Below are 25,703 nucleotides of genomic sequence, written 5' to 3'. Positions count from 1 at the left end.
AAGCGTTGTTCGGCGGCGTCCAACGAGAAAAAACAGGGGGCCAGCGATAGGAAAATTCATCGGCTGGGCGAAAAACCTCTGGCATACAACCTGCTACGCCTGAGGCAGCGTGGGCGCTGCCAATCAGCCCCTGAGAAGAACATTGCGAAGAGGCGTTGCGGCATGAACCTGAGATTTCTCGAGACCTTCGTTTGGGTGGCACGGCTCAAGAGTTTCCGCCTGACAGCCGAGAAGCTGTTCAGCACCCAGGCGTCCATTTCCAGCCGCATCGCCGCGCTCGAGGACGAACTCGGCACGCGTCTTTTTCTGCGTGACTCCAAAGGCGTATCGCTGACTCCGGAAGGACAGAAGGTGCTCGAATACGCCGAGCGCATGATCGACACCATGCAGGCCTTGAAACAGTCGATCAGCGATACCGGAAAGATTCAGGGGCGTATTCGCGTCGGTGCCATGGATACTGTCATTCACACCTGGTTGAGTCCGTTCGTAACACGGGTGATGGAGCGCTACCCGGCAGTGGAGATCGAACTGACCGCCGACACTGCACGCAACCTCAACGAGCAACTGCTCAAGGGCTATCTGGATATAGTGTTCCAGACCGATATGGTCAACGGCGACAGCGTACGCAACCTGGAACTGGCCGCATTTCCGGTGCGCTGGATCGTTCCGACCGGTTCGCTGTACCACCGCTGCTATGCCTCGATGGAGGAATTGGCACGCGAGCGCATCATCACCTTCTCGAAGAATTCGCGACCGCATCAGGACATTCTCAACCTGCTGCATGCCGGCAGCGTCAGCGCGCCGCGCATCAACTGCGTCAACTCCATCGCCGCGATGACGCGCCTGGTGCGCGACGGTTTTGGTATCGGCGCGCTGCCGCCAGCGCTGGTGCATGACGAGCTCAAGCAGGGCCTGCTGACCATTCTTGACGATGTGCCCGAGCCGCCGCCCTTGCCGGTGGTCGCTACCTGGCGCACGGGCGTGGGGCTGGAACTCAGCGAAGACATCATCGCCCTGGCCTGTGAGGCATTGGACGTTTACGCCGAGGAAATGGGCGAATCCTGCATGGCGCGAGTCGCGCCAGCGCCGGAACAGCAGAGCGCCTGATCGTCGTCATCCACCCACTTGCGGGGCCTTCACTGGCTGCCCGCTGCTGGTGCATTCGCTGCAGAAATGCCCCCTTTCATCCCATAACGATTTCCGATCATGCGCCTCCGGTTTTTCTAGTTGGACAGGGTAGGGCGATGCGCTGAGACTCGAAATCGTCTTCCAGCCGCGCCTTGCGGCGCACAAAAAACAATGAACAGGAGAGCACCATGAAAAGCATCGCATCGCGTTTCGCTATCACCGCTTTGGCTTGTGCACTGGGCTTCGGTGCCCAGGCCGCCGAGCGCTGGAACATGACCGCCGAGAACCCTGATGGCAACTTCATCACCACCGTGGCCAAAGAATTCGCCCAGGATGTGGAAAAAGCCAGTAACGGCGAGCTGCAGATCCGCGTGCACGCCAACTCGGTCCTGTTCAAGCGTCCTGAGGTCAAACGCGCCGTGCAGACCGGCCAGGTGCAGGTGGGGGACGTACTGATGTCGGTGCTGGGCAACGAAGATCCGATCTTCGAAATCGACAGTGTGCCCTTCCTGGTGCGTAACTACGAGCAGGCCCAGGCCCTCTGGGCGGCGAGCCGTCCGGCCGTGGAAGAGCGCTTGAACAAGCAGGGCATCAAGCTGTTGTACGCCATGCCCTGGTCGCCGCAGAGCATCTTCACCAAAACCCCGGTGACGAACATGGACGACTTCAAGGGCATGAAATTCCGTGCCTATAACCCGGCCACTTCGCGCATGACCGAATTGATGGGCGCAGTGCCGACCGTGATCCAGACCGGCGAAATCCCGCAAGCCTTCAGCACCGGCATGATCAACGGCATGCTCACCTCGCCGACCACGGGTGTGGACTCCCAGGCCTGGGACTTCTCCTCCTACTACTATGACGTCAAGGCGTTCATTCCGAAGAACTTCGTCATCGTCAACGCGCGCGCCTTCGCCCGCCTGCCGGAAGCGACTCAGACTGCAGTGCTGGAGGCGGCCAAGCGTGCCGAGGAACGTGGCTGGGCGATTGCTCAGGAGAAGACCGGCGAGTTGGTCAAGACCCTGGCCGACAACGGCATGCAGGTATCCGAGCAAGCCCCGGCAGCGGTGGAGAGCGGCTTCGAGCAGATCGGCCAGACCATGACCGAAGAGTGGCTCAAACGCGCCGGTGCTGACGGCAAGGCGATTCTCGATAGCTACCAGCGTTGATTCTGCTGCCCGCCGCGCTTATTGCGGCGGGCTTTTCTTGTGGCTTGCCCAGGGAGCCCGTAGTTCATGACCCCACTGCACAAGCTCTACACCCTGTCGGGATGGTTATCCGGCGTTTTTCTCGTCCTGATCTGCCTGCTGGTCGTGGCGCAGATCGTCGCCCGCCAATTGGGCACCATGGTGCCCGCCGCCGATGAGCTCGCCGCTTACGCGATGGCCGCATCGGGTTTTCTCGCCTTGCCCTACGCGCTGCAGCGTGGCGCACACATCCGTGTGGAATTGATGTTGCGGCTGCTGCCTGCTGGCGGCCGCCGTGTAGTCGATGTACTGGCCACGCTGGTCGGTTTGGGCATCGCTACCTATATGGCCTGGTACTGCACGTTGTTCGTGCTGGAGTCCTACGAGTTCAAGGAAGTGTCGTCCGGCCTGTTGCCGATTCCCATGTGGCTGCCACAACTGCCGATGATGCTGGGCACGCTGATTCTGGTGGTGGCGATGGCCGAGCGCCTGGTGCTGACCTGCCAGGGCAAGCGCTTCGAAGCTGTCGAAGCCGGCACGGCGATGAGCGAGTGAGCCTGCGGGCTCGACCTTTAATTGCGGCCATCACCGCACTGCATTCGTGAGTGAACCCGTGGACTACACAATCATTACAATCACCCTGCTGCTGGCACTGTTCGTGTTGCTTGGCGGCGGCGTCTGGGTTGCCCTGTCGTTGCTCGGCGTCGGCATCATCGGTATGGAGCTGTTCGGCGGCGCGCCGGCTGGCTCGATTCTCGCCTCCACCAGCTGGGCTTCCAGCGCCAGCTGGACATTGACGGCACTGCCGCTGTTCATCTGGATGGGTGAGATTCTCTATCGCACCCGTCTTTCCGAAGACATGTTCAACGGCCTGGCGCCCTGGATGCGTGGCCTGCCGGGGCGGCTGCTGCACGTCAACGTGTTCGGCTGCGGCATGTTCGCGGCGGTCAGCGGCTCTTCCGCGGCCACCGCTGCCACCATCGGGCGTATCTCTCTGCCGGAGCTGAAGTCGCGTGGTTATCCGGAATCCATCGCCATGGGCTCGCTGGCCGGTGCCGGTACGCTCGGTCTGCTGATTCCACCGTCGATCATGATGATCGTCTACGGCGTGGCGGCGCAGGTGTCGATCTCGCGCCTGTTCATTGCCGGCATCCTGCCGGGCCTGTTGCTGCTGGCGATCTTCAGCGGCTACCTGATGCTCTGGGCCGCCTGCAATCGCAGCAAGTTGCCGGAGGAGGGCGAGCGCCTGCCGTTCATGGACAAACTGCGTCGGGCCAAACTGCTGATTCCGGTATTGGGCCTGATCGTCGCGGTGATCGGCTCGATCTACGGCGGCATCGCCACAGCCACCGAGGCAGCGGCTGTGGGTGTGGTCGGTGCGCTGCTGATAGCGTTGATCTCGGGAGCGCTGACCCGCGAAACCTTCATGGCCAGCCTGATGGGCGCGGTGTCCACCTCGTGCATGATCTTCTTCATTCTGCTCGGTGCGGCGTACCTGACCTCGGCCATGAGTTTCACGGGTTTGCCGGCGGCGCTGGCCGACTGGATCATCGCCAAACAGCTGTCGCCGTACCTGTTGCTGCTGGCGTTGACGTTGTTCTTCATTGCCCTGGGCTGCTTCCTCGACGGCATCTCGATCATCCTGCTGACCACTGCGGTGATTCTGCCGGCGGTGCAGGCTGCCGGGATTGATCTGCTGTGGTTCGGCATCTTCGTCATCCTGGTGGTGGAAATGGCGCAGATCACCCCGCCGGTGGGTTTCAACCTGTTCGTCATCCAGAACCTCACCGGGCGTAATCTCGGCGCGGTCGCACGCGCCAGTTTCCCGTTCTTCCTCCTGCTGGTGCTGGCGGCGATCCTCATCACCTTGTTCCCGCAGATCGTGCTGGCGCTGCCCGACGCGATGCGCGGCGCCTGACCTCCTGCCATGGCCCGTTCATTCTCCGGTGGCGGGCCGTGGCTTTTTCTCCCTTTGCACCGTGTCGGTGCAGCCTTGAAAGAAAATGTCGCAGCGCCGCAAGCGGTTGTAGGCCATCCCTCGTTAAGCTCGCTGGTTATGTGTGACCCGTCGGTCGCGCTCTTCACGCCGGTCCGCATGCGACTCGCAAGTGTCATTGTCGCTTCATGGACTAACGTTGAACTAACACCTCACGGCAGCGATCCAGACCTCCTGTCGAACCACTAGCCCAATGGAGCAAAACCATGGCGTTCTTTACGGCGGCCAGCAAAGCCGACTTCCAGCACCAACTGCAAGCGGCCCTGGCACAGCACGTGAGTGAGCAGGCGCTGCCACAAGTAGCCCTGTTCGCCGAACAGTTCTTCGGCATCATCGCCCTCGAGGAGTTGACCCAGCGGCGTCTGTCCGACCTGGTCGGCTGCACCCTGTCGGCCTGGCACATGCTGGAGCAGTTCGATCACGCCAAACCGCAGGTGCGTACCTTCAACCCCGATTACGAGAAACACGGCTGGCAGTCCACCCACACCGCGGTGGAAATTCTGCATGGCGACATCCCGTTCCTGGTCGACTCGGTGCGCATGGAACTGAACCGCCATGGCTACAGCATCCACACGCTGCAGAACAGCGTGTTCAGCGTGCGTCGCGACAAGAATGGCCAGCTGCTGGAAATCCTGCCGCGTGGTACTCAGGGCGAGGGCGTGCTGCAGGAAGCGCTGATGTTCCTGGAAATCGACCGCTGCTCCAGTTCCGCCGAACTGAAGACCCTGGAGAGGGCGATTCACGAAGTCTTCAGCGACGTGCGCATGAGCGTCGCCGACTTCCAGCCGATGAAGGCCAAGGCACGCGAGCTGCTGGCCTGGCTGGATCGCGCCAAGCTCAAGGTGGACAAGGCCGAGCTGGATGAAATCAAGGTCTACCTGAACTGGTTGCTGGACAACCACTTCACCTTCCTCGGCTACGAGGAGTTCACCGTCGCCCCGACCGCCGATGGCGGCAGCATGGTCTACGACGAGAAATCCCTGCTCGGTCTATCCAAGCGCCTGCGCACTGGGCTGAGCGCCGAGGAGCTGCATATCGAGCCGGAGGCGGTGGCCTACCTGCGCGAGCCGCAGCTGCTGTCCTTCGCCAAGGCCGCGGTACCAAGCCGGGTGCACCGTCCGGCCTACCCGGATTTCGTTTCCATCCGTGAACTCGATGCCAAAGGCAACGTGGTCAAGGAATGCCGCTTCATGGGCTTGTACACCTCGGCGGTGTACGCCGAGAGCGTATGGAACATCCCCTACATCCGCCGCAAGGTGGACGTGATCAAACAGCGTTCCGGCTTCGACAGCAGCGCTCACCTCGGCAAGGAACTGGCCCAGGTGCTGGAAGTGCTGCCGCGTGACGACCTGTTCCAGACCCCGGTGGACGACCTGTTCAGCACGGCGCTTTCCATCGTGCAGATTCAGGAGCGCAACAAGATTCGCGTGTTCCTGCGTCGCGATCCCTATGGCCGCTTCTGCTACTGCCTGGCCTACGTGCCGCGCGACGTGTACTCCACCGAAACCCGGATGAAGATCCAGCAGGTGCTGATGGAGCGCCTGCAGGCCACCGACTGCGAGTTCTGGACCTTCTTCTCCGAGTCAGTGCTGGCGCGTGTGCAGTTCATCCTGCGCGTCGATCCCAAGAACAAGACCCAGATCGACCCCGTGCGTCTGGAGAAGGAAGTCATCCAGGCCTGCCGTTCGTGGAAGGACGACTACGCCAGCCTGATGGTGGAAAGCCTCGGCGAAGCCCAGGGCACCAGCGTGCTGGCCGAATTCCCCGGCGGCTTCCCGGCTGGTTACCGCGAGCGTTTCGCCCCGCACTCGGCGGTGGTGGACATGCAGCACCTGCTCAGCCTGAGCAACGACAAGCCGCTGGTGATGAGCTTCTACCAGCCGCTGGCGCAGGGCGACCAGCAACTGCACTGCAAGCTGTATCACGCCGATACGCCGTTGCCGTTGTCCGATGTCATGCCGATCCTGGAGAGCCTCGGGCTGCGTGTGCTCGGTGAGTTCCCCTACAAGCTGCGCCGTGCCGATGGCCGCGAGTTCTGGATTCACGACTTCGCCTTCACCTATGCCGAAGGTCTGGACGTCGACATCCAGCAGCTCAACGATACCCTGCAGGATGCCTTCATCAATATCGTCGGTGGCTCTGCTGAGAACGATGCCTTCAACCGCCTGGTGCTGACCGCTGCCATGCCCTGGCGCGACGTGGCGCTGCTGCGTGCCTATGCGCGTTACCTCAAACAGATCCGCCTGGGTTTCTCGCTGAGCTACATCGCCGCCACCCTGGTCAACCACGCCGATATCGCCAAGGAGCTGGTGCGCCTGTTCCGTACTCGCTTCTACCTGGCGCGCAAGCTCACCGCCGAGGACCTGGAAGACAAGCAGCAGAAGCTCGAGCAGGCCATCCTGGCTGCGTTGGACAACGTCGCCGTGCTCAACGAAGACCGCATCCTGCGTCGCTACCTGGACCTGATCAAAGCCACCCTGCGCACCAACTTCTTCCAGGCCGATGCCAGCGGCGTGGCCAAGTCCTATTTCAGCTTCAAACTCAGCCCGCGCCTGATTCCGGATATTCCGCGGCCGGTGCCGAAGTTCGAGATCTTCGTTTACAGCCCGCGCGTCGAGGGTGTGCACCTGCGCTTCGGCGACGTTGCCCGTGGCGGCCTGCGCTGGTCGGACCGAGAGGAAGACTTCCGCACCGAAGTGCTCGGCCTGGTCAAGGCGCAACAGGTGAAGAACGCGGTGATCGTACCCATGGGCGCCAAGGGTGGTTTCGTACCGCGCAGGATGCCGGTCGGCGGCTCGCGTGACGAAGTGATGGCCGAGGGCATCGCCTGCTACCGCATCTTCATCAGTGGCCTGCTGGACATCACCGACAACCTCAAGGACGGCGAAGTAGTACCGCCGCAGAACGTGGTGCGCCATGACGCCGACGACCCCTATCTGGTTGTGGCGGCGGACAAGGGCACTGCGACCTTCTCCGACATCGCCAACGGCATTGCTGCCGAGTACGGTTTCTGGCTTGGCGATGCCTTCGCCTCTGGCGGCTCGGCCGGCTACGACCACAAGGGCATGGGCATCACCGCCAAGGGTGGCTGGGTTTCGGTACAGCGTCACTTCCGCGAGCGCGGCATCGATGTGCAGAAGGACGATGTCACCGTGATCGGCATCGGTGACATGGCCGGTGACGTGTTCGGCAATGGTCTGCTGCTGTCGGAAAGCTTGCAGCTGGTAGCGGCCTTCAACCACCTGCACATCTTCATCGACCCGAACCCGGATGCGGCCAAGAGCTTCGTCGAGCGCAAGCGCCTGTTCGAGCTGCCGCGTTCGAGCTGGGCCGACTACGACTCCAAGCTGATTTCCGATGGCGGCGGCATCTTCCTGCGCAGCGCCAAGAGCATCACCATCACCCCGCAGATGAAGGCGCGCTTTGACATCGTGGCCGACAAGCTGGCGCCCACCGAGCTGCTCAATGCGCTGCTCAAGGCGCCGGTCGATCTGCTGTGGAACGGCGGCATCGGCACTTACGTGAAATCCAGTCATGAAAGCCACGGCGACGTCGGCGACAAGGCCAACGACGCCCTGCGCGTCGATGGTCGTGAACTGCGCGCCAAGGTGGTGGGTGAGGGCGGCAACCTGGGCATGACCCAGCTCGGCCGCGTCGAGTTCGGCCTGCATGGCGGCGCCAGCAACACCGACTTCATCGACAACGCCGGTGGCGTGGACTGCTCCGACCACGAGGTGAACATCAAGATCCTGCTCGGCGAGATCGTCTCCGCTGGCGACATGACCGAGAAGCAGCGCAACAAGCTGCTGGCCGAGATGACCGATGATGTGTCCGAGCTGGTACTGGGCAACAACTACAAACAGACCCAGGCGCTGTCGCTGGCCGAGCGCCGCGCCCGCGAGCGCGTCGGCGAGTACAAGCGCCTGATGAATGCGCTGGAAAGCGCCGGCAAGCTCGACCGCGCTCTGGAGTTCCTGCCATCTGACGAGGAGCTGAACGAGCGCGCCACCAACGGCCAGGGCCTGACCCGGCCGGAGCTGTCGGTGCTGATCTCCTACAGCAAGATCGACCTCAAGGAGTCTCTGCTCAAGTCCCTGGTGCCGGACGATGAGTACCTGGCGCGCGAGATGGAAACCGCCTTCCCGGCGATCCTCACCGAGAAGTTCGACGACGCCATGCGCCGTCATCGCCTCAAGCGCGAAATCGTCAGCACGCAGATCGCCAACGACCTGGTCAACCACATGGGCATCACCTTCGTGCAGCGCCTGAAGGAGTCCACCGGCATGAGCGCGGCCAACGTCGCTGGCGCTTACGTGATCGTGCGTGACCTGTTCCGCCTGCCGCACTGGTGGGCGCAGATCGAGGCGCTGGACTACAAGGTGCCGGCCGAACTGCAACTGCAGTTGATGGACGAGTTGATGCGCCTGGGCCGCCGCGCCACCCGCTGGTTCCTGCGCAGCCGCCGCAACGAGCTGGACGCTGCACGCGACGTGGCACACTTCGCGCCGCGCATCGAAGCGCTGGTCGGCCGTCTGGACGAACTGCTCGAAGGCCCGGCCCGCGAGCAGTGGCTGGCGCGCTACCAGAGCTTCGTCGAAGCCGGCACGCCAGAAGAGTTGGCGCGCGTGGTCGCTGGCACCAGCCACCTGTACACGCTGCTGCCGATCATTGAGGCGGCGGACGTCACCGGCAAGGACACCAGTGAAGTGGCGACGGCCTACTTCGCCGTCGGCGGTTCGCTGGAGCTGTCCTGGTACCTGCAACAGATCACCAACCTGCCGGTAGAGAACAACTGGCAAGCGTTGGCCCGCGAAGCCTTCCGTGATGACCTGGACTGGCAGCAGCGTGCGATCACCGTGTCGGTGCTGCAGATGGCCGATGGTCCGCAGGAGATCGAAGCGCGCGTGGCCCTGTGGCTCGACCAGCACCAACGCCTGGTTGACCGCTGGAAGGCGATGCTGGCTGAGCTGCGTTCGGCAACCGGCACCGACTACGCCATGTACGCGGTGGCCAACCGTGAGCTGATGGACCTGGCACAAAGCGCCTGAGCCGTCCGCTGAAATAAAAGAGCCCCGCCAAGTGCGGGGCTCTTTCTTTGTGTGGCGCTGTATTCACAGACTTTCGTCGCCAGGATGCGATTCCGAGGGCGCTGTTTCCCGGATGGCATCCGGGCTACCACGCCGTTATCGGTGCGCGCAGCGCACCCTACGGTGCTGCCATGGGCGACGGGTAGGGTGTGCCGTGCGCACCTCTATGCTCCGGATCAGCGCAGCATCTGTTCGACCAGGCGTTTTTCTTCGGAAAGCTCGCGTTGACGGGCATCGATGCGCGAGGCCAGTTGGAAGTTGTTGCTGGCGCGGCGCTTGGCGAAGTCCAGCTGTTCGATGGCCTGGTTGTAATCGCCGACCAGGGCGAAGAACTCTGCGCGTGCCTGGTGCAGACCGATGGTGTTGCCGCTCAGGCCACGCACCTCGGCGACCTGGTACCAGACATCCGGGTCCTTGGCGCGAGTCTTGAGCAGATTGTCCAGTGCGCGCTCGGCATCAGGGATGCGTCGCTGCTTGAGCAGCAGGTCGACACGGGCCTGCTGCAACGGGTAATTGCTCGGATAGAGGGTGAACATGCGCTCCTGACGACGCTCGGCGGCGTCCAGGCGGTTGGCCGCCATATCCAGCTCGATCTGTGCCAGGTTGTAGGTGATGTCGTCCGGACTCTTGCTCAGCAGCGGCGCCAGGGTTTCACCTGCTTCGGCGAGCTGGCCGGTTTTCATCTGCGCCAGTACCAGGCCGTAGCGCGCGGCATCGAGGCCAGGGTTCTCGTCGAGCATGGCGCGAAAGCGCTTGGCTGCAACGCCCGGCGTCTCTTCGTAGGTCAGCTGTACGCGGGCGCGCATCAACTGATAGCGCAGGCTGTCTTCGCGGCCCGTGGCGGGGTACTGCTCGGCACGGTTGCGGGTATCGGCGATACGCGATTCCGACACCGGGTGAGTCAGCAGGAATTCCGGTGGGCGGGCGTCGTAACGGTACTGACGCATCAGCCGTTCGAACATCAGCGGCATGGCGCGCGGGTCGTAGCCGGCCTTTTCCAGGTTGACCAGGCCGATACGGTCGGCCTCCTGTTCGTTCTGCCGGGAGAAACGGCGTTGCTCCTGAATGGCGGCGGCCTGGGTCGACATGATGGTGGCGATACCCGCATCACCAGCACCTGCAGCAGCGGCGACGATACCGGCAAGCATGGCGGCCATCAGTGGCAACTGCATGCGTTGCTGCGCTTCGACGCCACGAGCGAAGTGGCGCTGCGACAAGTGCGCCAATTCGTGGGCCATGACCGAGGCGTACTCGGCTTCGGTCTGGGCATAGAGGAACAGGCCACCGTTGACCCCGACGATCCCGCCGGGGGCGGCGAAGGCGTTGAGCTGCGGGCTGTTGAGCAACACGAACTCCAGACGACGGTCCTGCAGTTGGCTGGTTTCCGACAGGCGATAGACGCTGGACTCGACGAAATCCTTGAGTTGCGGGTCGTCCAGTTGCGAAACCTGACCACGCAGCAGGCCGAGCCAGGCGCGGCCGAGCTGGTGTTCTTGCTGGGGCGAGACGATCGAGGAGCTGGCGTCGCCTAGCGACGGCAGATCACTGGCACCCGTATGGGCGGCGAACAGGCAGGCCAGCGTCAGCAGGGTGGGGCGCAGAAAAGTCATGCACTCAGGGCTCTCGGGAGGCAAAGGCGTTACTGTAGCCGGCCAGCTACCGCGCTGGCCAGGGTTGTGGCGGCTTGGGTATCCTAGCCGACCTATCAGGAGTAGATGATGACAGACGTACCGGCTTTCGATGCTGAACTCGATGCCTGCGGGCTGAACTGCCCGCTGCCTTTGCTCAAGGCCAAGCTCGAGCTCAATCGCCTGGCCAGTGGCGCGGTGCTCAAGGTCAGCGCCACTGACGCCGGCTCGCAGCGCGACTTTCGTGCCTTCGCCAGCCTGGCCGGGCATGCGCTATTGCATGAGGAACTCGAGGCAGGCGTTTACCGCTATTGGCTGCGCAAGGCCTGAACAGCTGTTGCAGCTTGAAACATATCCCAGTGGCCATTCATGCGCGGCGTGCGCCATTTTTCATATGGCGGGCGTAGCGAAAGAACCGGCATTTCTCTGCGTTAAGGAATTCTGATGGTCAAGGTTATTCGCGACTGGTTGCATCGCTATTTCTCCGATGAGCAGGCGGTGGTGCTTGCGGTACTGCTGGTGCTGGGTTTTGCACTGGTACTGACCCTGGGCGGGATGCTCGCGCCGGTGCTGACTGGCCTGGTGCTGGCCTTTCTCATGCAGGGGCTGGTCAACGGCCTGGAGCGCCTGAAGATGCCGCAGGTGCTGGCCGTCTGGCTGGTGTTCACCCTGTTCATGGGCGGCCTGACGGTGTTCCTGCTGGTGCTGATGCCGCTGCTCTGGCAACAGTTGAGCACGCTGTTCAATGAGCTGCCGCGTATGGCGGCCGAATGGCAATCGGTGTTCCTGCTGCTGCCGGAGCGTTATCCGAACCTGATTACTGACGCGCAGGTCGTGCAGCTGATCGACAGCATGCGCGGCGAAGCTGGCAAGTTCGGCCAGTGGGCGCTGTCGTTCTCCCTGTCCAGCCTGCCGATGCTGGTCAGCGTGATGATCTATCTGGTGCTGGTGCCGATCCTGGTGTTCTTCTTCCTCAAGGACCGCGAGCAGATCGGCCAGTGGTTCCGCAGCTACCTTCCACGCGAACGCGCCCTGATCACGCAGGTGGCGCAGGAGATGAATCAGCAGATCGCCAACTACATCCGTGGCAAGTTCATCGAGATCATCATCTGCGGCGTGGCCACCTACATCGCCTTCGCTTACATGGGCCTCAACTATGCGGCGCTGCTGGCTTTGCTGGTCGGCCTGTCGGTGGTGGTGCCTTATATCGGCGCGGTGGTGGTGACCGTGCCGGTGGCGTTGATCGGTCTGTTCCAGTGGGGCTGGAGCGATCAGTTCCTCTACCTGATGGTGGTGTACGGCATCATCCAGGCGCTCGACGGCAACGTCTTGGTGCCGCTGCTGTTCTCCGAGGCGGTCAACCTGCATCCGGTGGCGATCATCTGCGCAGTGCTGCTGTTTGGCGGGCTATGGGGCTTCTGGGGCGTATTCTTCGCTATTCCACTGGCCACCTTGTTCAAGGCCGTGATCAACGCCTGGCCGCGTACCGAGCCGGTGTCTGCGTAAGTCTTAGGGCTGGTAGGAACGGCTTCGGCCGCGCAGCCCAGCAAGCACGGGTGCCTAGCCCAACGAAAAAGGCCGAAAATGCGGCCTTTTTCAGGTTTCAGGGTATCCAGCGATGCCGTAGGGTGCGCCGTTTAGCCCTTGTGCAGCGCTTCGGCGGCTGCCAGCACCTTGTCGACATGACCGGCGACCTTGAGGTTGCGCCACTCTTCACGCAGCACGCCGTCCTTGTCGATCAGGAAGGTGCTGCGCACGATGCCCATGTATTCCTTGCCATAGTTCTTCTTCAGTTGGTACACGCCGAACTGGTCGCACAGCTGATGTTCTTCGTCGCTGATCAGCTCGAAAGGGAACGCCTGTTTGCACTTGAAGCTTTCATGCTTCTTCAGGCTGTCCATCGATACGCCGAAGATCAGCGTGTTGGCCGCCTTGAACTGCTCGAAGCGAGCACTGAAGTCCATCCCCTCGGTGGTGCAGCCCGGGGTTGCGTCCTTCGGGTAGAAATACAGCACGACCTGCTGGCCCTTGAGGGCGGACAGCTTTACCTGCTGGCCACTGGTGGCCTCGGCCTGGAAGTCGGCAACGGCTTTGTCGAGTTCTACGGGCATGGAAACTCCTTCATTCAGAGGTTGTCGGCGATCTCGCGAGCTAGAGCCATGCAAGGCAGAAACAGGTGAGGCCGCGGAGTTTACGAGTTGTAAATGAGCAGGCCGAACCTGTTTCTAACGCAGCAGGGCCGACGCGCAGCAGATCGTCATGGATTCTGTGGGCGCCAGGGTTCGATCAAGGCATCAAGATTCAGCGCATCGGCGAAATCCAGGAACTGATCGCGCAGCCAGCTGATCTGCGTGCCGGCCGGCAGCGTCACGGTCAGGGTGGCGTTGAGCATGGTGCCGCCGGTCTGCGGCGCCTGGTAGGTGTCGCAGGTCAGGGCTTCCAGCTCGACGCGGTGATCGATGAAGAACTGGCACAGCTCGTTGAGAATGTCCGGGCGGTACACGGCGCTGACATAGGCCACATAAGGCAGCGCCTGCGGGCGCACCTCAGCGGCGGCGCTGCGTGCCAGGTCCACGCTGAAATCATGCTTCTTGGCCAGCAGCGGCAGGCTCGACTCCAGGCGCGCCAGTGCATCCCAGCTACCGGACACCTGCAGCACCAGGGCGCTGAATTCACCGTGACGGCTCAGGCGAGTGCTGATCACCGCGCAACGGTTCTCATGGCTGGTACGGCTGAGCAGATTGGTCAGGGCCATGGCATCGCGGCCGAGAGCGCTGATAACGAGGAATTGTTCGCGAACGGGGGGGGTGGACATGCAGCCTTCCTAAAGCGATGAACGGTCCGCGCGTGAGAAGCCGCAGACCAAAGACAGCAGGTTAGCGAAAAGCACCGCCGAGGGGAATGGCGAAGCCTTGTGTATCGGACGACGGCCTGCGCCGATAGCCGGTCGCGGAAAAACGCAGGTCATGTGCAAACGACCTGATAAGCCCGTGTCCGTTGCTTGTGCCGGATTGGTGGCACCAGTACCATTACGGCTCAATTTTTCCGGCAGGAGCGGTTGCATGATTGCGGGCAGTATGGTGGCACTGGTCACGCCCATGGATGCGCAGGGTGGTCTGGATTGGGAGGCCCTGAGCAAATTGGTGGATTTCCACCTGCAAGAGGGCACCAATGCCATCGTCGCGGTCGGTACCACCGGTGAGTCCGCCACGCTGGAAGTGCCCGAGCACATCGAAGTGATCAAACGTGTGGTCAAGCAGGTTGCCGGTCGTATCCCGGTGATCGCCGGCACCGGTGGCAACTCCACCCGTGAATCGGTCGAGCTGACCCGTGCCGCTCAGGAAGTCGGCGCCGACGCCGCCCTGCTGGTCACCCCGTACTACAACAAGCCGACCCAGGAAGGCCTGTACCTGCATTTCCGCCACATCGCCGAAGCCGTCTCGATCCCGCAGATTCTCTACAACGTGCCGGGTCGTACCGTGTGCGACATGCTGCCGGAGACAGTCGAGCGTCTGTCGAAGATCGACAACATCATCGGTATCAAGGAAGCCACCGGCGACCTGCAACGCGCCCAGGACGTACTGGATCGCGTCAGCAAGGATTTCCTCGTCTACTCCGGTGACGACGCCACTGCCGTCGAGCTGATGCTGCTGGGCGGCAAGGGCAACATCTCCGTCACTGCCAACGTTGCGCCGCGTGCCATGAGCGATCTGTGCGCCGCCGCCATGCGTGGCGAGGCTGCCATCGCCCGTGCCATCAACGACCGTCTGATGCCGTTGCACAAGGCACTGTTCCTCGAATCCAACCCGATTCCGGTGAAATGGGCGCTGCACGAAATGGGCCTGATGGGCGACGGTATTCGTCTGCCGCTGACTTGGCTCAGCCCGCGCTGTCACGAACCGCTGCGCCAGGCCATGCGCCAGTGCGGTGTATTGGCTTAACTCAAGGATTCTACGCATGAAGCGACTGGCCGGATTTTCCGCCCTTGCTCTGATCGTCTCCAGCACCAGCGGTTGTGGCTGGCTCTGGGGTGAAAATGGCTACTTCCGTGATCGCGGCAGCGACTACCTGGAAGCGCGCCAGACTGCACCGATGCAACTGCCGGCCGATGTCCAGGCCAAGCGCCTCGACCCGCTGCTGCCGGTGCCCGCTCAGATTGCCAGCACCACCGCTACCCCCGCTGAATTCGAAGTGCCGCGCCCGCAAGGCCTGCAGGTGCGTGCCGATGAACGCGAATTCACCCTGCAGCGCAGCGGCGATTCGCGTTGGGTCGTGGCTCAGCGCGTGCCGGCCGAAGTCTGGCCGCTGGCGCGTCAATTCTTCGAAGACAACGGCTTCCGCATCGCCAGCGAGCGCCCGCAGGTCGGTGAGTTCACCACCGCCTGGCAGCGTTTCGATGATCTCTCCGCAGGTATGGCGCGTAGCCTGAGCAGCCGCGTAACCGGCGTTGCGGCGGATGCCGAAACCCGCGTGCGCGTGCGCATCGAGCCGGGCGTGCAGCGCAACACCAGTGAGGTCTTCGTCAGCAGCGCCGAGCGTCCTGCCGGCAGCACCGCCGATGTCGATTTCGCTGCCCGTAGCAGCAACGCCAGCAGCCTCGAAGCTGCACTGCTCGACGAAATGCTGGTGAGCATGGCTCGTGGCGTGGAGCAGGGCGGTTCGGTATCGCTGCTCGCCGCACGCGACTATGACGCACCCAGCCGAGTCAGCCTGAGCGAAGACGGCAACGGCAACCCGGTGCTCAATCTCGGCGCCGATTTCGACCGTGCATGGTCCGGCGTCGGCCGTTCGCTGGAGCTTGGCGACGTGCGCGTCGACGACCTTAACCGCAGCCTTGGCCTGTACTACATCAACATGGCCGAAGGCGCTCAGATCAACGAAGAGAAGCCAGGCTTCTTCGGTCGCCTGTTCGGCAGCGCGCCGAGCAAGGAAGAGATCGAAGCCCGTGCCGAGCGCTACCAGGTGCGCCTGACTCCGGTTGGCGATGGCGTCCAGGTCACCGTGGAAAAAGACCTCAACACCATTGCCCCGGCCGACGTATCGCGCCGCGTGCTGAGCCTGATCCAGGATAATCTCGGCTGACCGGCGCCGGCAGGCCGTTGAAAAGCGGCCTGCAGCGCGCTCCAGCCGTTAATCGATGGGCGAAACCCGCAAAGGTTTCGCCTGTTTTGTTTGCCAGAAACGGAAATGCCGACATGAGCACACCCACCACCCTGAGCCTGAAGAAGATCTACTCGGGCAAGGTCCGCGACCTCTACGAAATCGACGACAAGCGCATGCTGATGGTGGCCACCGATCGTCTGTCGGCATTCGACGTCATCCTCGAGCAACCGATTCCGGAGAAAGGCAAGATCCTCACCGCCATCTCCAACTTCTGGTTCGACAAGCTGGCTGGCGTGGTGCCCAACCACTTCACCGGTGACAAGGTCGAGGACGTGGTGTCTGCCGCCGAGCTGCCGCTAGTCGAAGGTCGTGCGGTGGTTGCCAAGCGCCTCAAGCCGGTCGCCGTGGAAGCCATCGTGCGTGGTTACATCGTCGGCTCCGGCTGGAAGGAATACCAGAAGAGCGGCACCGTCTGCGGCATCGCCCTGCCGGCAGGCCTGAAGGAAGCAGCCAAGCTGCCGCAACCGATTTTCACCCCCTCGACCAAGGCCGCCGTGGGCGATCATGACGAGAACATCAGCTTCGCGCAGTGCGAAGCCATCATCGGTGCCGAACTGGCTGCCCAGGTGCGTGACACCGCGATCAAGCTGTACACCACGGCTGTCGAGTACGCCGCTACCCGCGGCATCATCATCGCCGACACCAAGTTCGAATTCGGCCTGGACGAAGACGGCACTCTGACCCTCATGGATGAAGTGCTGACCCCGGACTCCAGCCGCTTCTGGCCGGCCGACAGCTACGCCGAAGGGAGCAACCCGCCGAGCTTCGACAAGCAGTTCGTGCGTGACTGGCTTGAATCCACCGGCTGGAACAAACAAGCCCCGGCCCCGGCCGTACCGGCAGACGTCGCGCAGAAAACCGCTGACAAGTATCGCGAAGCACTGACCCGGCTGACCGCCTGAGCCCTGCGAGAGAAGGCCGGGCAGCCTCCGGCTTTTTCACAAGCGCCTGATAGAACACGAAAATTTTTCAAAATAAGCTTCGCCAAAGCGCATTCAGCTGTTATGATTCGCGCCGCTTGGGAAGATGCCGGAGTGGTCGAACGGGACGGATTCGAAATCCGTTGTGTCAGCAATGGCACCTAGGGTTCAAATCCCTATCTTCCCGCCATATCTCAAGCCTAAGCCCCTGAAATTCCTAGAGTTTCGGGGGCTTTTGCTATCTGCGACATGCAAGGTGTCGAAGAAGTGTCGAGAATAGAAGCGAAACGCGAGGGAGATAAGGATGTTCCTAGGTTGCGTGCTTAACAGGTACCCCAATCAAGCTCGAGCAAGGCGAGGCTTTGCTTTGGTCGGTTGCGTCTTTCTAGGGTTCGGGACATTTATGGGGATCATCGGCTCAGGGATAGGCGCAGTGATCGGCGGTGTGCTCGGATTCGCCTTGCTGTTACCGCCTCTGATTCTGGGCGAGAGTAGCTTTATCAGGTTCGAGAAGAGGCTCTCAAAAATTGCCTCATTTGGAAGTCTGTGAGCCTCTGAAAGCGTACACCTACATAGCTACGGGCCCAGCTTGCTAGCTCTGGATCGGCGGCCACATCCTGGCGACGTGCACCAGGGCGAGAATCCAGACGGCGTCACGCTCAGTCTGATAGACAAGGCGGTAGTTTTCGTGGGGGATCAGCTCGCGAGTACCGGCCACCGTTCCCAGCCTGCCCTTGTCGGGGAAGTCAGCCAGACTGGCGGCGGCAGCACTGAATAGCTCGTCCATGTGCACGGCAGCGCGTGGGTTGTCGGTTGCGATGTATTCCCAGATATCCAGACGATCCTGCAGTGCCTCGGGTGTCCAAATGACCTGCATCAGTGACCCATAGCCTTAGCACGGCGAGCGGCGAATTCAGCTTCTACATCATCATTGGAGCGGCCACGACCTGCCTCTAACGATGCCCTGGCAGCAGCGACCTTGCGTTGCACGAATTCCTCATGCTCTTTGGCCTGTTGCTGTTGGCGAATGAAGTCGCGCATGAGGTCGCGCATGACCTGGGAGGCCGGCCGGTGTGCAGCTTGGGCGGCTGCCATGAAGCCTTCGCGCAGTTCGGGCTCAAGCTTCAGATTGAAAACGGCTTCTTTGGCCATGGTCGTCACCTATCAGTCAATTCGTAACTACAACGTATATACGTTGTGTACATGCTAAGCAATGCTTGCGGCACTGGAAAGCACGCGTCATCGGATATGGCTATGGAGTGATGATGCTGAGAAAGCGTTGGTGATCGCTAGCTGGTCCGAACCTGACGACATCCTGCAGGTGATCAGGAGCCAGGTGCGCGTAGCGCATTGTCATGGCCAAGGTGGTATGGCCCAGGATTTTCTGCAGGGTCAGGATGTTGCCACCGTTCATGACGAAATGGCTGGCGAAGGTGTGCCGTAGCACGTGCGATGACTGGCCAGCCGGCACCGGCAAGCGAGACTCACCCAGGGCCTTGTCGAAGCTGTTCAGGCAGTTGCTGAACAGGCCGTGCTGCTTGAAGTGCCGATGTATCTGATGCTGCAGTTCCAAGGCGATGGGGATCGAGCGGACGCGCTTGCCTTTGGTATTCACGAACGTAACCAGCTGGTTGCGTACCCGGTCGGGTGTCAGGGCCTGAGCCTCACCCCAACGGGCACCAGTAGCCAGACAGATGGCCGCGACCATGGCGACATGAGGTGTCCGGCAATAGCTGTGAATGGTGGTGAACAGTGTCTCTATCTGGTCATCGGTCAGGTAGGTCAGTTCCTTTTCCTGCAGGCGCAGCGGTCGGACGCGAGCAAGCGGATTGGCGTAGTCGATTTCGCCAAGCTGATAGAGCACGTTGAACACCGAACGGAGGTAGCCCAGGCGGTTGTTCAAGGTCTTGGGGTTAATACCGGCCTTGATCGCCTGGGTTCGATGTTCCGCGTACTCGTTGCCGGTCATCTTGATGGCCACCGGGTCGCCCAGCTCTTTGGCCATGGTATCCAGAAGACGACGCCTTGCCTCACCATCGCTTAGGGTGTGGGCATGCAGTGCTGCCCAGCGGTCGATTAACTGGGAGAGCCTACGGCGGTCCTTTGGCTTGGGTGCCCAATCAGGTGCAGTGATGACTTTGGCGCGGCAAGTAGCTTCGAATCGTTGCGCTTCGCCCTTGGTCTTGAACGTCTTGCGAAAGCGTTTGCCCTTGATGGGCTCTACATCGACTTTCCAACGCCCGTCAGGCAGTTGCTCTATTGCCATCAGACAGCACGCCCCCAACGAACATGGCGTTCTTCAAGGATGCCTTTGATGTGCTTGTGCAACCCATCTTCATCCATGCCTTTGGCGGCATAGTGGTCGCGGATCACCGGCCAGCATTCCCAATCCTTGAGCCGATAGAAAGCCTTTCTAGCGCCCACTCGCTCCCGTGCCAGCAGGCTGACGAAGTTTCCCAGGAATAGCTCGACGTTCTTCCCCGAGAAGCCCCGCGAGGTCTTGTATTGGCGCTTGTACTCGGTTTCATCCACCAGGGAATCCACCGGCAGATCCACGCGCACATCGTCACGGATCAGGGTCCAGATGGGTTCAAAGTAACCAGGGCGAGCCAGCAGCTTGAACTGGCGAAGGCCATAGCGCCACAGGCCGTCTAGGTGCGGTGCAAAGGCGGCGTAGCTGTTGGTTTCAATGATCTGGCTTGTCTGCAGATCGAACGAGCCGGAGGCGAATTGCTGGATCACTGAGTGGTGGTAACGCAGCTCTACGCGCCACACGTCCTGTTCCGGGTTGTAGTTGTCCGGGTCGGCTTCGTCGAAGCTGTCGCGGCGTCTCCAGACGTTTTCCCAGTAGTCGAGCTTGTCGATGGCCCTGGCCTGTTCGGTCTTGTTGTAAATCCCCAGCTGGACGCCACCAGCGGAGCCGAACAGATAGGACTGGCCTTTGCCGTAGGTCGCAGACTCCAGCGTCCACTGAATTTCCTTGATGCCGGAAATATCGCGGGCGGCGCGTGCGCGGCAGTGCATGCGGGCGACCAGATCGGCGGGCGGTTGCCAGCCCTGCAGGTCTAGCGCTAGGTGGACCGCGCATTGGTTGCGCTCGATATTGGTCAGCACGTGGCCGGCGTAGTAGTCCAGGCGTTCCTGCAGGCGCTCGGGGCAGAATTGGTCGATGGCATGGGGTGACACTTCGATTTTCAGGTGTGGGCCGATGTTCTCGATTTTGGCGTTGAAGTTCTTCACTAGCAGGATGATCCCCAGGTCAGCATTCTGCAGCTTGTACTGGTAGCCCGAATCCTTGCTGACACGCCCGGAGTGCCAACGCTGGCCAGCGAAGTCGACGATGGTCCCTGGCTTCTCAAAAAGGCCCATGATTTCCGGGCGGATCAGGCCGCGATAGAGCTGGCGAACTGTATCGACGCTGCAGGCCAGGATTTTGGCCTTCGACAGATCGACGATTTCAGCAGTACCAGGATCAACGAAAATTCGTCCAAGGCTGTTGTGCTCACCGTTGAGGTCTAGACGGGCAAAATCTTTGATCTTCATGCTTGGGTTTTCCTTACTGGCCATTACTTGCCATTTCGAAATCGGTTTATCTGACGTGCTACAGGGACGTCAGCGCCCGCGCGGCGGCGCACACGCGCGCTCGTGCCTCGCACGCAACCACGCCGCCGCGCATGGCGTTCCTTTGGTGTTTGCTCACAGGGCACCCTGATAACCGCTCAGCGACGGCCAGGCGGCTCCTACAGGCGCTTTGGATGCAGCAGAAGGAGCAGGCCGAGTGGGCTGGCGTTGCGGTGTTTGTTGATCTGGTTGTATCTGAGCAATCTGGCCGTTCGGATCGGGCAGGCGATCAGGCTTTGCAGGATCGAAAGCGCCTTCTTCGACGTAGGCCATGCAGGCTTCGAAGGACACCACCGCCCGGGTGCCTTGCTGGGTGTTGCAGCGGCAGCCATACACCTTGCCGTCGCGGTAGCCCAGGACGAGGCGCTTGTGATTCCTGGCCACCATCTGCTGATCGGTGGAGTACATGCAGGACAGACGCGGATAGGTCACCGGCCGGGTGATTTCGTCATAGATCGGCGCCGAGCTGGGTACATCGGGCAGGCGGGGCATTCGCAGGGCGACGTACTCTTCAGGCGACAGCGGCGCGGCATTGCTGGGGGCTGGCTGTTGCGCCACGGGTTCGCCGGTCGGTGACGTGGCGCGCGCTTGTTCGACGGCTTCGGCCTGGGGCTTGGGCGGGGCGATGCGCCGTTCATAGATGCCGTAGCCGAAGTAGCCGATACCGATGATGCAGGCGATAAACACGAACAGCGCCCGAGGCGGCTTGAACTTCATGTGATGTTCAGAGCCTTCAGCAACGGACTGGTACACGCCGAAGTACTTCTTATCGAGTAGCACCCGCGTGGCCTGGCCGTCGCTGAAGTCGTTTTTCTTCTCGACGTCCATGTTTACGCGCTCGAACTCCCAGCGCTTGATGACTTTGCCTTTGTGGCCTCGCACGTAGTGGATATGCGAGTTGCAGAGCTTGCGGAAGTGGGTGTCGATCAGGCCGGGGTTTTGGGTGATGCAGTGCAGTTCATGGCCGCGATGGCGCATGGTTTCCAGGGCGCTGGCGTAGGCGGGGACGGCAGAGCCAGCAGGGCGCACCCGGAAGAAGGTCTGCGCTTCGTCGATGACGATCATGGCGTTCTGTGGCAGCTCGTGCCATTTCTGCGGCTCGTCGAATTCTTGCCAAACGGCCTCGAGCACTTCGGCGTTGGGATCGAAGCCGCGGATGTTGTGATAGTAGACCGGGCGGCCTTCTTTCGCGGCTTTGGCGTCTACTTCCTTGATGGTGTTCAAGGTCTTGCCGTTGCCCTGCAGACCTGTGCGCAGAACGAACATCAGCCACCAGCCTTGTTGAGCAGGGCGAGGCCGGTGATGGTGCCGGTAATGCGGTCCATCCCGGCCAGCATCAGGCGAGCGATGACGGCGGCGATGATGATGTTGATGGCTACATCGACCTTGGCCATACCGAGGATGGCCGCGACCGGTGGCGGGATGGTGCCGAAGAGGCCTTTGACGTAGCTGTCGACGGTGTCGATCAGTTGGCCAATACCGACATAGGCAACGTAGGCAAAGCCCAGGGAAGCCAACGCCCGGAAGACCAGCCCGGAAACGATGGAGCCGAGGAAGGTGGCAAGCAGTGGTAGTAGTGGCATATCAAGACCCCTTGATTCCGCGTCCGATGGAGACTGCAAAGAAGATCGAAGCCAGGGCCACAATCAGCGGGCCGATGGCTTGGGCGAAACGGCAGGCGGGCTCCCAGCTAAACGAGTAGCTGCGACCCATGACGGTGAAGCTCTGTGGGGAAGGGCAGGATTGAGGCAGCCAACGGCCTTTGTTCACGGCTTCGGTGAACAGGCTGCTGACGGCGATGGACTTCTCTTCCAGCTGGTAGTCCTCGCCGGCCAGTTCGGAGGCGATATCGCTGCGGACCTGTTCGTCGTACTTCCATTGGCAGATCTGGTTTTTGTTGGCGCGCAGAATGGCGCACTGGATGACGTCGCCTTCACACTTCAGCTCGGTGTCGCAGGCTTCGCCCTCGACGCTGGGTTTTACGCATTTGTTCGGGTCGGTTTTGGGGTCGCACTCAGGCTCATCATCGCCCTTGCACTGGTTGGGATCGGTTTTCGGATCGCAGTCGCCGCCGTCCGTGCCCTTGCATTGGTTAGGATCGGTGGCGGGATCGCATTCGCCATCCCCATCCCCATCGCCGTCTCCCTCGCCATCCCCGTCACCTTCGCCGTCACCATCCCCGTCGCCGTCCTCTCCATCGCCGTCTTCGCCGTCACCATCGTCGGGCGGGCAGACTTCGCCGGTGCTGGGGTCGCATTCCTCTGGTTCATCAGGCACGCAGGTGGTGCCGGACCATGAGTGGCCAGGGCCGCAATCTGGCGGCGGGTCGGTGGGGTCCGTGGGGTCGGTAGGATCGGGCGGCGGGGTGCCACCTGTAGGGTTGTCGCCGGGTTGGCATTCAGCGCCGGTGAACTTGCCTACGCCCCAGCAAACGCCAGTGGTCGCGCCTTCGGAGACAGGTGCACATTGCGAAGTGCCGAGGGCGATACGGCAACCGGCCTCGCAACCATGTTCGATAGGGCCGAGGCCGTTGAGGTCCGGCCGCAGCATGGACCAGGTGGTGTTTTGGCCGGCCTTGGGTTCGCAATTAACCGGTGGAGGCTCACAGGCACCAGTTTGCTGGTTGTAGATATTCGGATCAGTACAGCCAGTGCCACGACGCTGCGCAACGTTACTGACATTGTATTCAGAAGTATCAGGGCGGCGAAAACGAACAGTGCACCAAAAACCGGTTTGGTCTGAGTGAGGCCGATAGTTAGTCGAAACCTGTGTATGAGTGGGGTTTTGGGAAAGATAAAATTGGGTGTTGGCCTGACAAGCAGATATGGCGCTAGAGTAGCGAGCATTATCCTGCGGATAAGCGATAATCCAGTAATAGTCCTCAGCCTTCGCATCGGGCGTGAAGGTCAACGCCCCGCCGAGCAATCCGATCAGCGCAAGAACGATCCGTAGCGATTGACCCTGGCACATCTCAAACCCGCCCAAAGAACAGAGCCCAGAACGCCATAACGATGATGATCGTGGTCAGCATGTTGGCGTCCATGAAAAGCCCTTATGTGAAAAAGCCCGATAACGAGTTACCGGGCTGGTTGGTTGCAGCCGGCCTTACAGCGCGCGGCGGATGAACTTGAAGGCGGCAATCGCGATGATCACGCCCAGGACGATGCCCGCGACCTCGACGCCATCGGTCTGCGCATCAGTCAGGGCAGTGGTCACGCCGGTCGGGAGGGCGGCGTGGGCTTGCTGTACGGCCAGCAGGCCAACAGCGGCGGAAGCACCGAGCGAGCGGCGCAGGACTTTCAGGTTTTGCATGGGTGTGTCTCCTACAGGTTGAGTGCCTTTTTCAGCACGAGAGCGCCGAAGACGATGGCGAACAGCACCAGGGCGTGTTCGCGGATCTGTGCATGGTCTTCAGCGGTTAGCCCGGATGGGCTTATCTCACCGAGCGAGACGGTCGAGAGGGTGCCGTTGCAAACCGGGGTTTGCCCTGCGCTTTCCCACACGCCATCGCACACGATGAAATCCATGGCGCCCCCTGTTACTCGGCCAAGCTGGGGTCGCGGGCGACCTCAGCCATGTCGATGCAGTCGGGGCAGATCACGAGGTCGGGCGCCTTGTTCAGATCGGGCAGCAGGTCGGGCTGGGGGGCGGACTGGTTGTAGAGCTGGCCCATGGGCTGCCCGCAGCAGTCACACAGCACGCGATCAACGATCAGCACGGCGGCGCCCTCCCGTCAGGCCTTGGCCGGGTCCGGCTGGGTGCCGGTCGGCTTGGCTTGTTGTTGGGCGGCGAGCTTGCGGGCCTCGCTGGCTGGGTCAGCAGCACCGCGAGCAGGCTTGGCGGACTCGACGTGCAGGACGATGAACTTGCCAGCGTTCTTGGAGCCGCGATCAATCTCTACGGTGACGCGGACGGTCTCCAGTACATCGAGCCCTTTGCAGGCGGCCCACACTTCGTCCAGGGCGCTTTCAGCTACCTGCATCGAGAGCAGGGAGACGCCCAGGTCTTTTTCGCCGTCCGGTTCGTCGCCCAGGTACAGCTTCACCAGATCCACATTGTCGAACTTCACGCGCTCAGCGCTGATGAATGCCAATTCCATAGTGGTGCGTGCCATGTTGTGTTTCCTCGCTTGGTTGCGCGGTATTGCGCGGGTTTGCCTTTCAGCAGGCCGAGCGGGTCCACACGGGCAAACTTCGCGTTTTTGCCCGGGTGGGGTTCTCGACTTGCCGAGGTTTTCAGTTAGCGCCGCTGGTGCAGCGGGTTAGTTGTTCAACACCAAGGGCTTTGCCCTTGTCATCCCACTCTTGCCGCCGAGGGCTCGGGAGCGCGGGGCGGTGGAGCTGCCCCACACTCACGAGCGGAGGCTATTCAGGGTGGTGGGTGTTCAAGGGTTCGCTCTGCCCGTGCTTCCGTTCGCCGGATCGGTGAAGCGTGATCCGACGAGCCGGGAGCGCGGCCCTTGACCGACATAGCAACGAGCGCGGCGGTCAGGCCTTTTAAGAAGCTGCGTGTTTCCGCCTGCGTGCTGGCCAGGCGCGGGTCTGCAGGGCGGGCGGTACGGGCGCCGTCCATGCGGCCAAACCAGTAGGCGACGCCGATGCAGTTGATGAGCAGCAGGCCGAGCATGACGATAGAAGGCGTATCGAGAACGATCATGCGCTCACCCCACCAGCTCGAACGGTTCGCGCAGGGGCACGAAGGGCGTTGGTTTGCCGGTGTCGCTCACAACGTGCCAGTACTGCGGCGGACGGTTGCCGGGCTTGTGTCTCTCGCAGGTATAGGCCTGCGTAACGTGGTTCCGACCATTGACCACGGACCATCGCGCGGGGCGGCAGGCGGTGCATTGTGTGTATGGGTAAGTAGGCGCCTTGGGCGGTATCCAGTTGCGGTTTAGCCAGCACACAGAGCAGTCGCAGTTCTCGGCGTGCGGCTGGTGCAGGTAGCGGGAGAGGGTCATAAGTCATGCCCTCACCTGG

At 61.7% G+C, this 25,703-nt stretch carries 26 protein-coding genes and 1 tRNA gene; 11 read left to right on the top strand and 16 right to left on the bottom strand.

Annotated features, from left to right (window positions below; translation table 11 throughout):
- The first annotated feature begins 162 nt into the window (after positions 1–162).
- The 5 genes from CDO35_RS07080 (at position 163) to CDO35_RS07060 (ending at position 9,356) form a co-directional block, all read left to right on the top strand.
- A complete protein-coding gene (locus CDO35_RS07080) occupies positions 163–1,107 on the top strand; it encodes a LysR family transcriptional regulator (protein ID WP_099523243.1) in 945 nt (314 codons plus the stop codon).
- A 209-nt stretch (positions 1,108–1,316) separates the two neighbouring features.
- Complete coding sequence (locus CDO35_RS07075; protein WP_099523241.1) at positions 1,317–2,294, top strand: TRAP transporter substrate-binding protein; 978 nt, start codon at positions 1,317–1,319, stop codon at positions 2,292–2,294.
- A 66-nt stretch (positions 2,295–2,360) separates the two neighbouring features.
- Positions 2,361–2,867: a TRAP transporter small permease gene (locus tag CDO35_RS07070; protein WP_099523239.1), complete on the top strand. Its 507-nt coding sequence runs from the start codon at positions 2,361–2,363 to the stop codon at positions 2,865–2,867.
- Between the two features lie 58 nt (positions 2,868–2,925).
- The gene (locus tag CDO35_RS07065) at positions 2,926–4,230 is read left to right on the top strand and encodes a TRAP transporter large permease (protein ID WP_099523237.1); all 1,305 of its coding nucleotides are present in this window, start codon (positions 2,926–2,928) and stop codon (positions 4,228–4,230) included.
- A 284-nt stretch (positions 4,231–4,514) separates the two neighbouring features.
- On the top strand, positions 4,515–9,356 hold the full coding sequence (locus tag CDO35_RS07060) for an NAD-glutamate dehydrogenase (RefSeq protein ID WP_099523235.1): 4,842 nt from the start codon (positions 4,515–4,517) through the stop codon (positions 9,354–9,356).
- A gap of 215 nt (positions 9,357–9,571) precedes the next feature.
- On the opposite strand, the gene CDO35_RS07055 is transcribed toward CDO35_RS07060, so the two are convergent.
- Entirely contained in the window at positions 9,572–11,005 is a 1,434-nt protein-coding gene (locus CDO35_RS07055; RefSeq protein WP_099523234.1) for a M48 family metalloprotease, read from the bottom strand.
- Positions 11,006–11,113: 108 nt separating this feature from the next.
- On the opposite strand from CDO35_RS07055, the gene CDO35_RS07050 reads away from it, so the two are divergent.
- Together CDO35_RS07050 and CDO35_RS07045 are read left to right on the top strand one after the other, a co-directional pair.
- On the top strand, positions 11,114–11,353 hold the full coding sequence (locus CDO35_RS07050) for a sulfurtransferase TusA family protein (protein ID WP_017679080.1): 240 nt from the start codon (positions 11,114–11,116) through the stop codon (positions 11,351–11,353).
- Between the two features lie 114 nt (positions 11,354–11,467).
- Entirely contained in the window at positions 11,468–12,529 is a 1,062-nt protein-coding gene (locus tag CDO35_RS07045; protein WP_099523232.1) for an AI-2E family transporter, read from the top strand.
- A gap of 131 nt (positions 12,530–12,660) precedes the next feature.
- Here the strand turns inward: CDO35_RS07045 and CDO35_RS07040 are convergent, their stop codons facing one another.
- On the bottom strand, positions 12,661–13,134 hold the full coding sequence (locus CDO35_RS07040) for a peroxiredoxin (RefSeq protein ID WP_099523230.1): 474 nt from the start codon (positions 13,132–13,134) through the stop codon (positions 12,661–12,663).
- 146 nt (positions 13,135–13,280) lie between these two features.
- Positions 13,281–13,838, bottom strand: a complete 558-nt coding sequence (locus CDO35_RS07035; RefSeq protein WP_072425349.1) for a glycine cleavage system transcriptional repressor — start codon at positions 13,836–13,838, stop codon at positions 13,281–13,283.
- Between the two features lie 247 nt (positions 13,839–14,085).
- Here CDO35_RS07035 and dapA point away from each other — a divergent pair, with 247 nt between their 5' ends.
- The 4 genes from dapA (at position 14,086) to CDO35_RS07015 (ending at position 17,296) form a co-directional block, all read left to right on the top strand.
- Positions 14,086–14,964, top strand: a complete 879-nt coding sequence (gene dapA / locus CDO35_RS07030) for a 4-hydroxy-tetrahydrodipicolinate synthase (RefSeq protein ID WP_003460631.1) — start codon at positions 14,086–14,088, stop codon at positions 14,962–14,964.
- Positions 14,965–14,980: 16 nt separating this feature from the next.
- Positions 14,981–16,105 (top strand): outer membrane protein assembly factor BamC, encoded by a 1,125-nt coding sequence (gene bamC, locus CDO35_RS07025; RefSeq protein WP_099523228.1) that lies wholly within the window; start codon positions 14,981–14,983, stop codon positions 16,103–16,105.
- 113 nt (positions 16,106–16,218) lie between these two features.
- Complete coding sequence (locus CDO35_RS07020; RefSeq protein WP_045735233.1) at positions 16,219–17,088, top strand: phosphoribosylaminoimidazolesuccinocarboxamide synthase; 870 nt, start codon at positions 16,219–16,221, stop codon at positions 17,086–17,088.
- Between the two features lie 118 nt (positions 17,089–17,206).
- A tRNA-Ser gene (locus CDO35_RS07015) sits at positions 17,207–17,296 on the top strand.
- A gap of 402 nt (positions 17,297–17,698) precedes the next feature.
- On the opposite strand, the gene CDO35_RS07005 is transcribed toward CDO35_RS07015, so the two are convergent.
- The 13 genes from CDO35_RS07005 to pflM all read right to left on the bottom strand — a co-directional run bounded on the left by CDO35_RS07005 (position 17,699) and on the right by pflM (position 25,684).
- A complete protein-coding gene (locus CDO35_RS07005) occupies positions 17,699–17,983 on the bottom strand; it encodes a type II toxin-antitoxin system RelE/ParE family toxin (RefSeq protein ID WP_099523224.1) in 285 nt (94 codons plus the stop codon).
- Positions 17,983–18,258, bottom strand: coding sequence for an antitoxin of toxin-antitoxin stability system (locus CDO35_RS07000; protein ID WP_099523222.1), 276 nt, complete (start codon positions 18,256–18,258; stop codon positions 17,983–17,985). Before CDO35_RS07000 ends, CDO35_RS07005 begins: the two co-directional genes overlap by 1 nt.
- A 100-nt stretch (positions 18,259–18,358) precedes the next feature.
- Positions 18,359–19,372: a phage integrase gene (locus CDO35_RS06995; RefSeq protein ID WP_099523220.1), complete on the bottom strand. Its 1,014-nt coding sequence runs from the start codon at positions 19,370–19,372 to the stop codon at positions 18,359–18,361.
- Positions 19,372–20,649 (bottom strand): hypothetical protein, encoded by a 1,278-nt coding sequence (locus tag CDO35_RS06990; RefSeq protein WP_099523218.1) that lies wholly within the window; start codon positions 20,647–20,649, stop codon positions 19,372–19,374. Before CDO35_RS06990 ends, CDO35_RS06995 begins: the two co-directional genes overlap by 1 nt.
- A 153-nt stretch (positions 20,650–20,802) precedes the next feature.
- On the bottom strand, positions 20,803–21,993 hold the full coding sequence (locus CDO35_RS06985; protein WP_099523217.1) for a zonular occludens toxin domain-containing protein: 1,191 nt from the start codon (positions 21,991–21,993) through the stop codon (positions 20,803–20,805).
- Positions 21,993–22,310, bottom strand: a complete 318-nt coding sequence (locus CDO35_RS06980) for a DUF2523 domain-containing protein (protein ID WP_099523215.1) — start codon at positions 22,308–22,310, stop codon at positions 21,993–21,995. Before CDO35_RS06980 ends, CDO35_RS06985 begins: the two co-directional genes overlap by 1 nt.
- Position 22,311: 1 nt before the next feature.
- Positions 22,312–23,697: a virulence factor TspB C-terminal domain-related protein gene (locus CDO35_RS22780; protein WP_143507307.1), complete on the bottom strand. Its 1,386-nt coding sequence runs from the start codon at positions 23,695–23,697 to the stop codon at positions 22,312–22,314.
- 135 nt (positions 23,698–23,832) lie between these two features.
- Positions 23,833–24,039: a major capsid protein gene (locus CDO35_RS06970; protein ID WP_099523212.1), complete on the bottom strand. Its 207-nt coding sequence runs from the start codon at positions 24,037–24,039 to the stop codon at positions 23,833–23,835.
- An 11-nt stretch (positions 24,040–24,050) separates the two neighbouring features.
- Positions 24,051–24,254 (bottom strand): hypothetical protein, encoded by a 204-nt coding sequence (locus CDO35_RS06965; protein ID WP_099523210.1) that lies wholly within the window; start codon positions 24,252–24,254, stop codon positions 24,051–24,053.
- A gap of 11 nt (positions 24,255–24,265) precedes the next feature.
- Positions 24,266–24,445: a hypothetical protein gene (locus CDO35_RS06960; protein ID WP_099523209.1), complete on the bottom strand. Its 180-nt coding sequence runs from the start codon at positions 24,443–24,445 to the stop codon at positions 24,266–24,268.
- Between the two features lie 15 nt (positions 24,446–24,460).
- On the bottom strand, positions 24,461–24,841 hold the full coding sequence (locus tag CDO35_RS06955) for a hypothetical protein (RefSeq protein ID WP_099523207.1): 381 nt from the start codon (positions 24,839–24,841) through the stop codon (positions 24,461–24,463).
- Between the two features lie 254 nt (positions 24,842–25,095).
- Complete coding sequence (locus CDO35_RS06950) at positions 25,096–25,383, bottom strand: hypothetical protein (protein ID WP_099523206.1); 288 nt, start codon at positions 25,381–25,383, stop codon at positions 25,096–25,098.
- Between the two features lie 4 nt (positions 25,384–25,387).
- On the bottom strand, positions 25,388–25,684 hold the full coding sequence (gene pflM, locus CDO35_RS06945; RefSeq protein WP_158233722.1) for a lysogeny maintenance protein PflM: 297 nt from the start codon (positions 25,682–25,684) through the stop codon (positions 25,388–25,390).
- Positions 25,685–25,703: the final 19 nt, after the last annotated feature.

This window comes from Pseudomonas sediminis, from assembly GCF_002741105.1.
GTDB classification, from domain to species: Bacteria; Pseudomonadota; Gammaproteobacteria; order Pseudomonadales; family Pseudomonadaceae; genus Aquipseudomonas; species Aquipseudomonas sediminis.
This window is presented reverse-complemented; position numbering and strand designations above follow the sequence as displayed.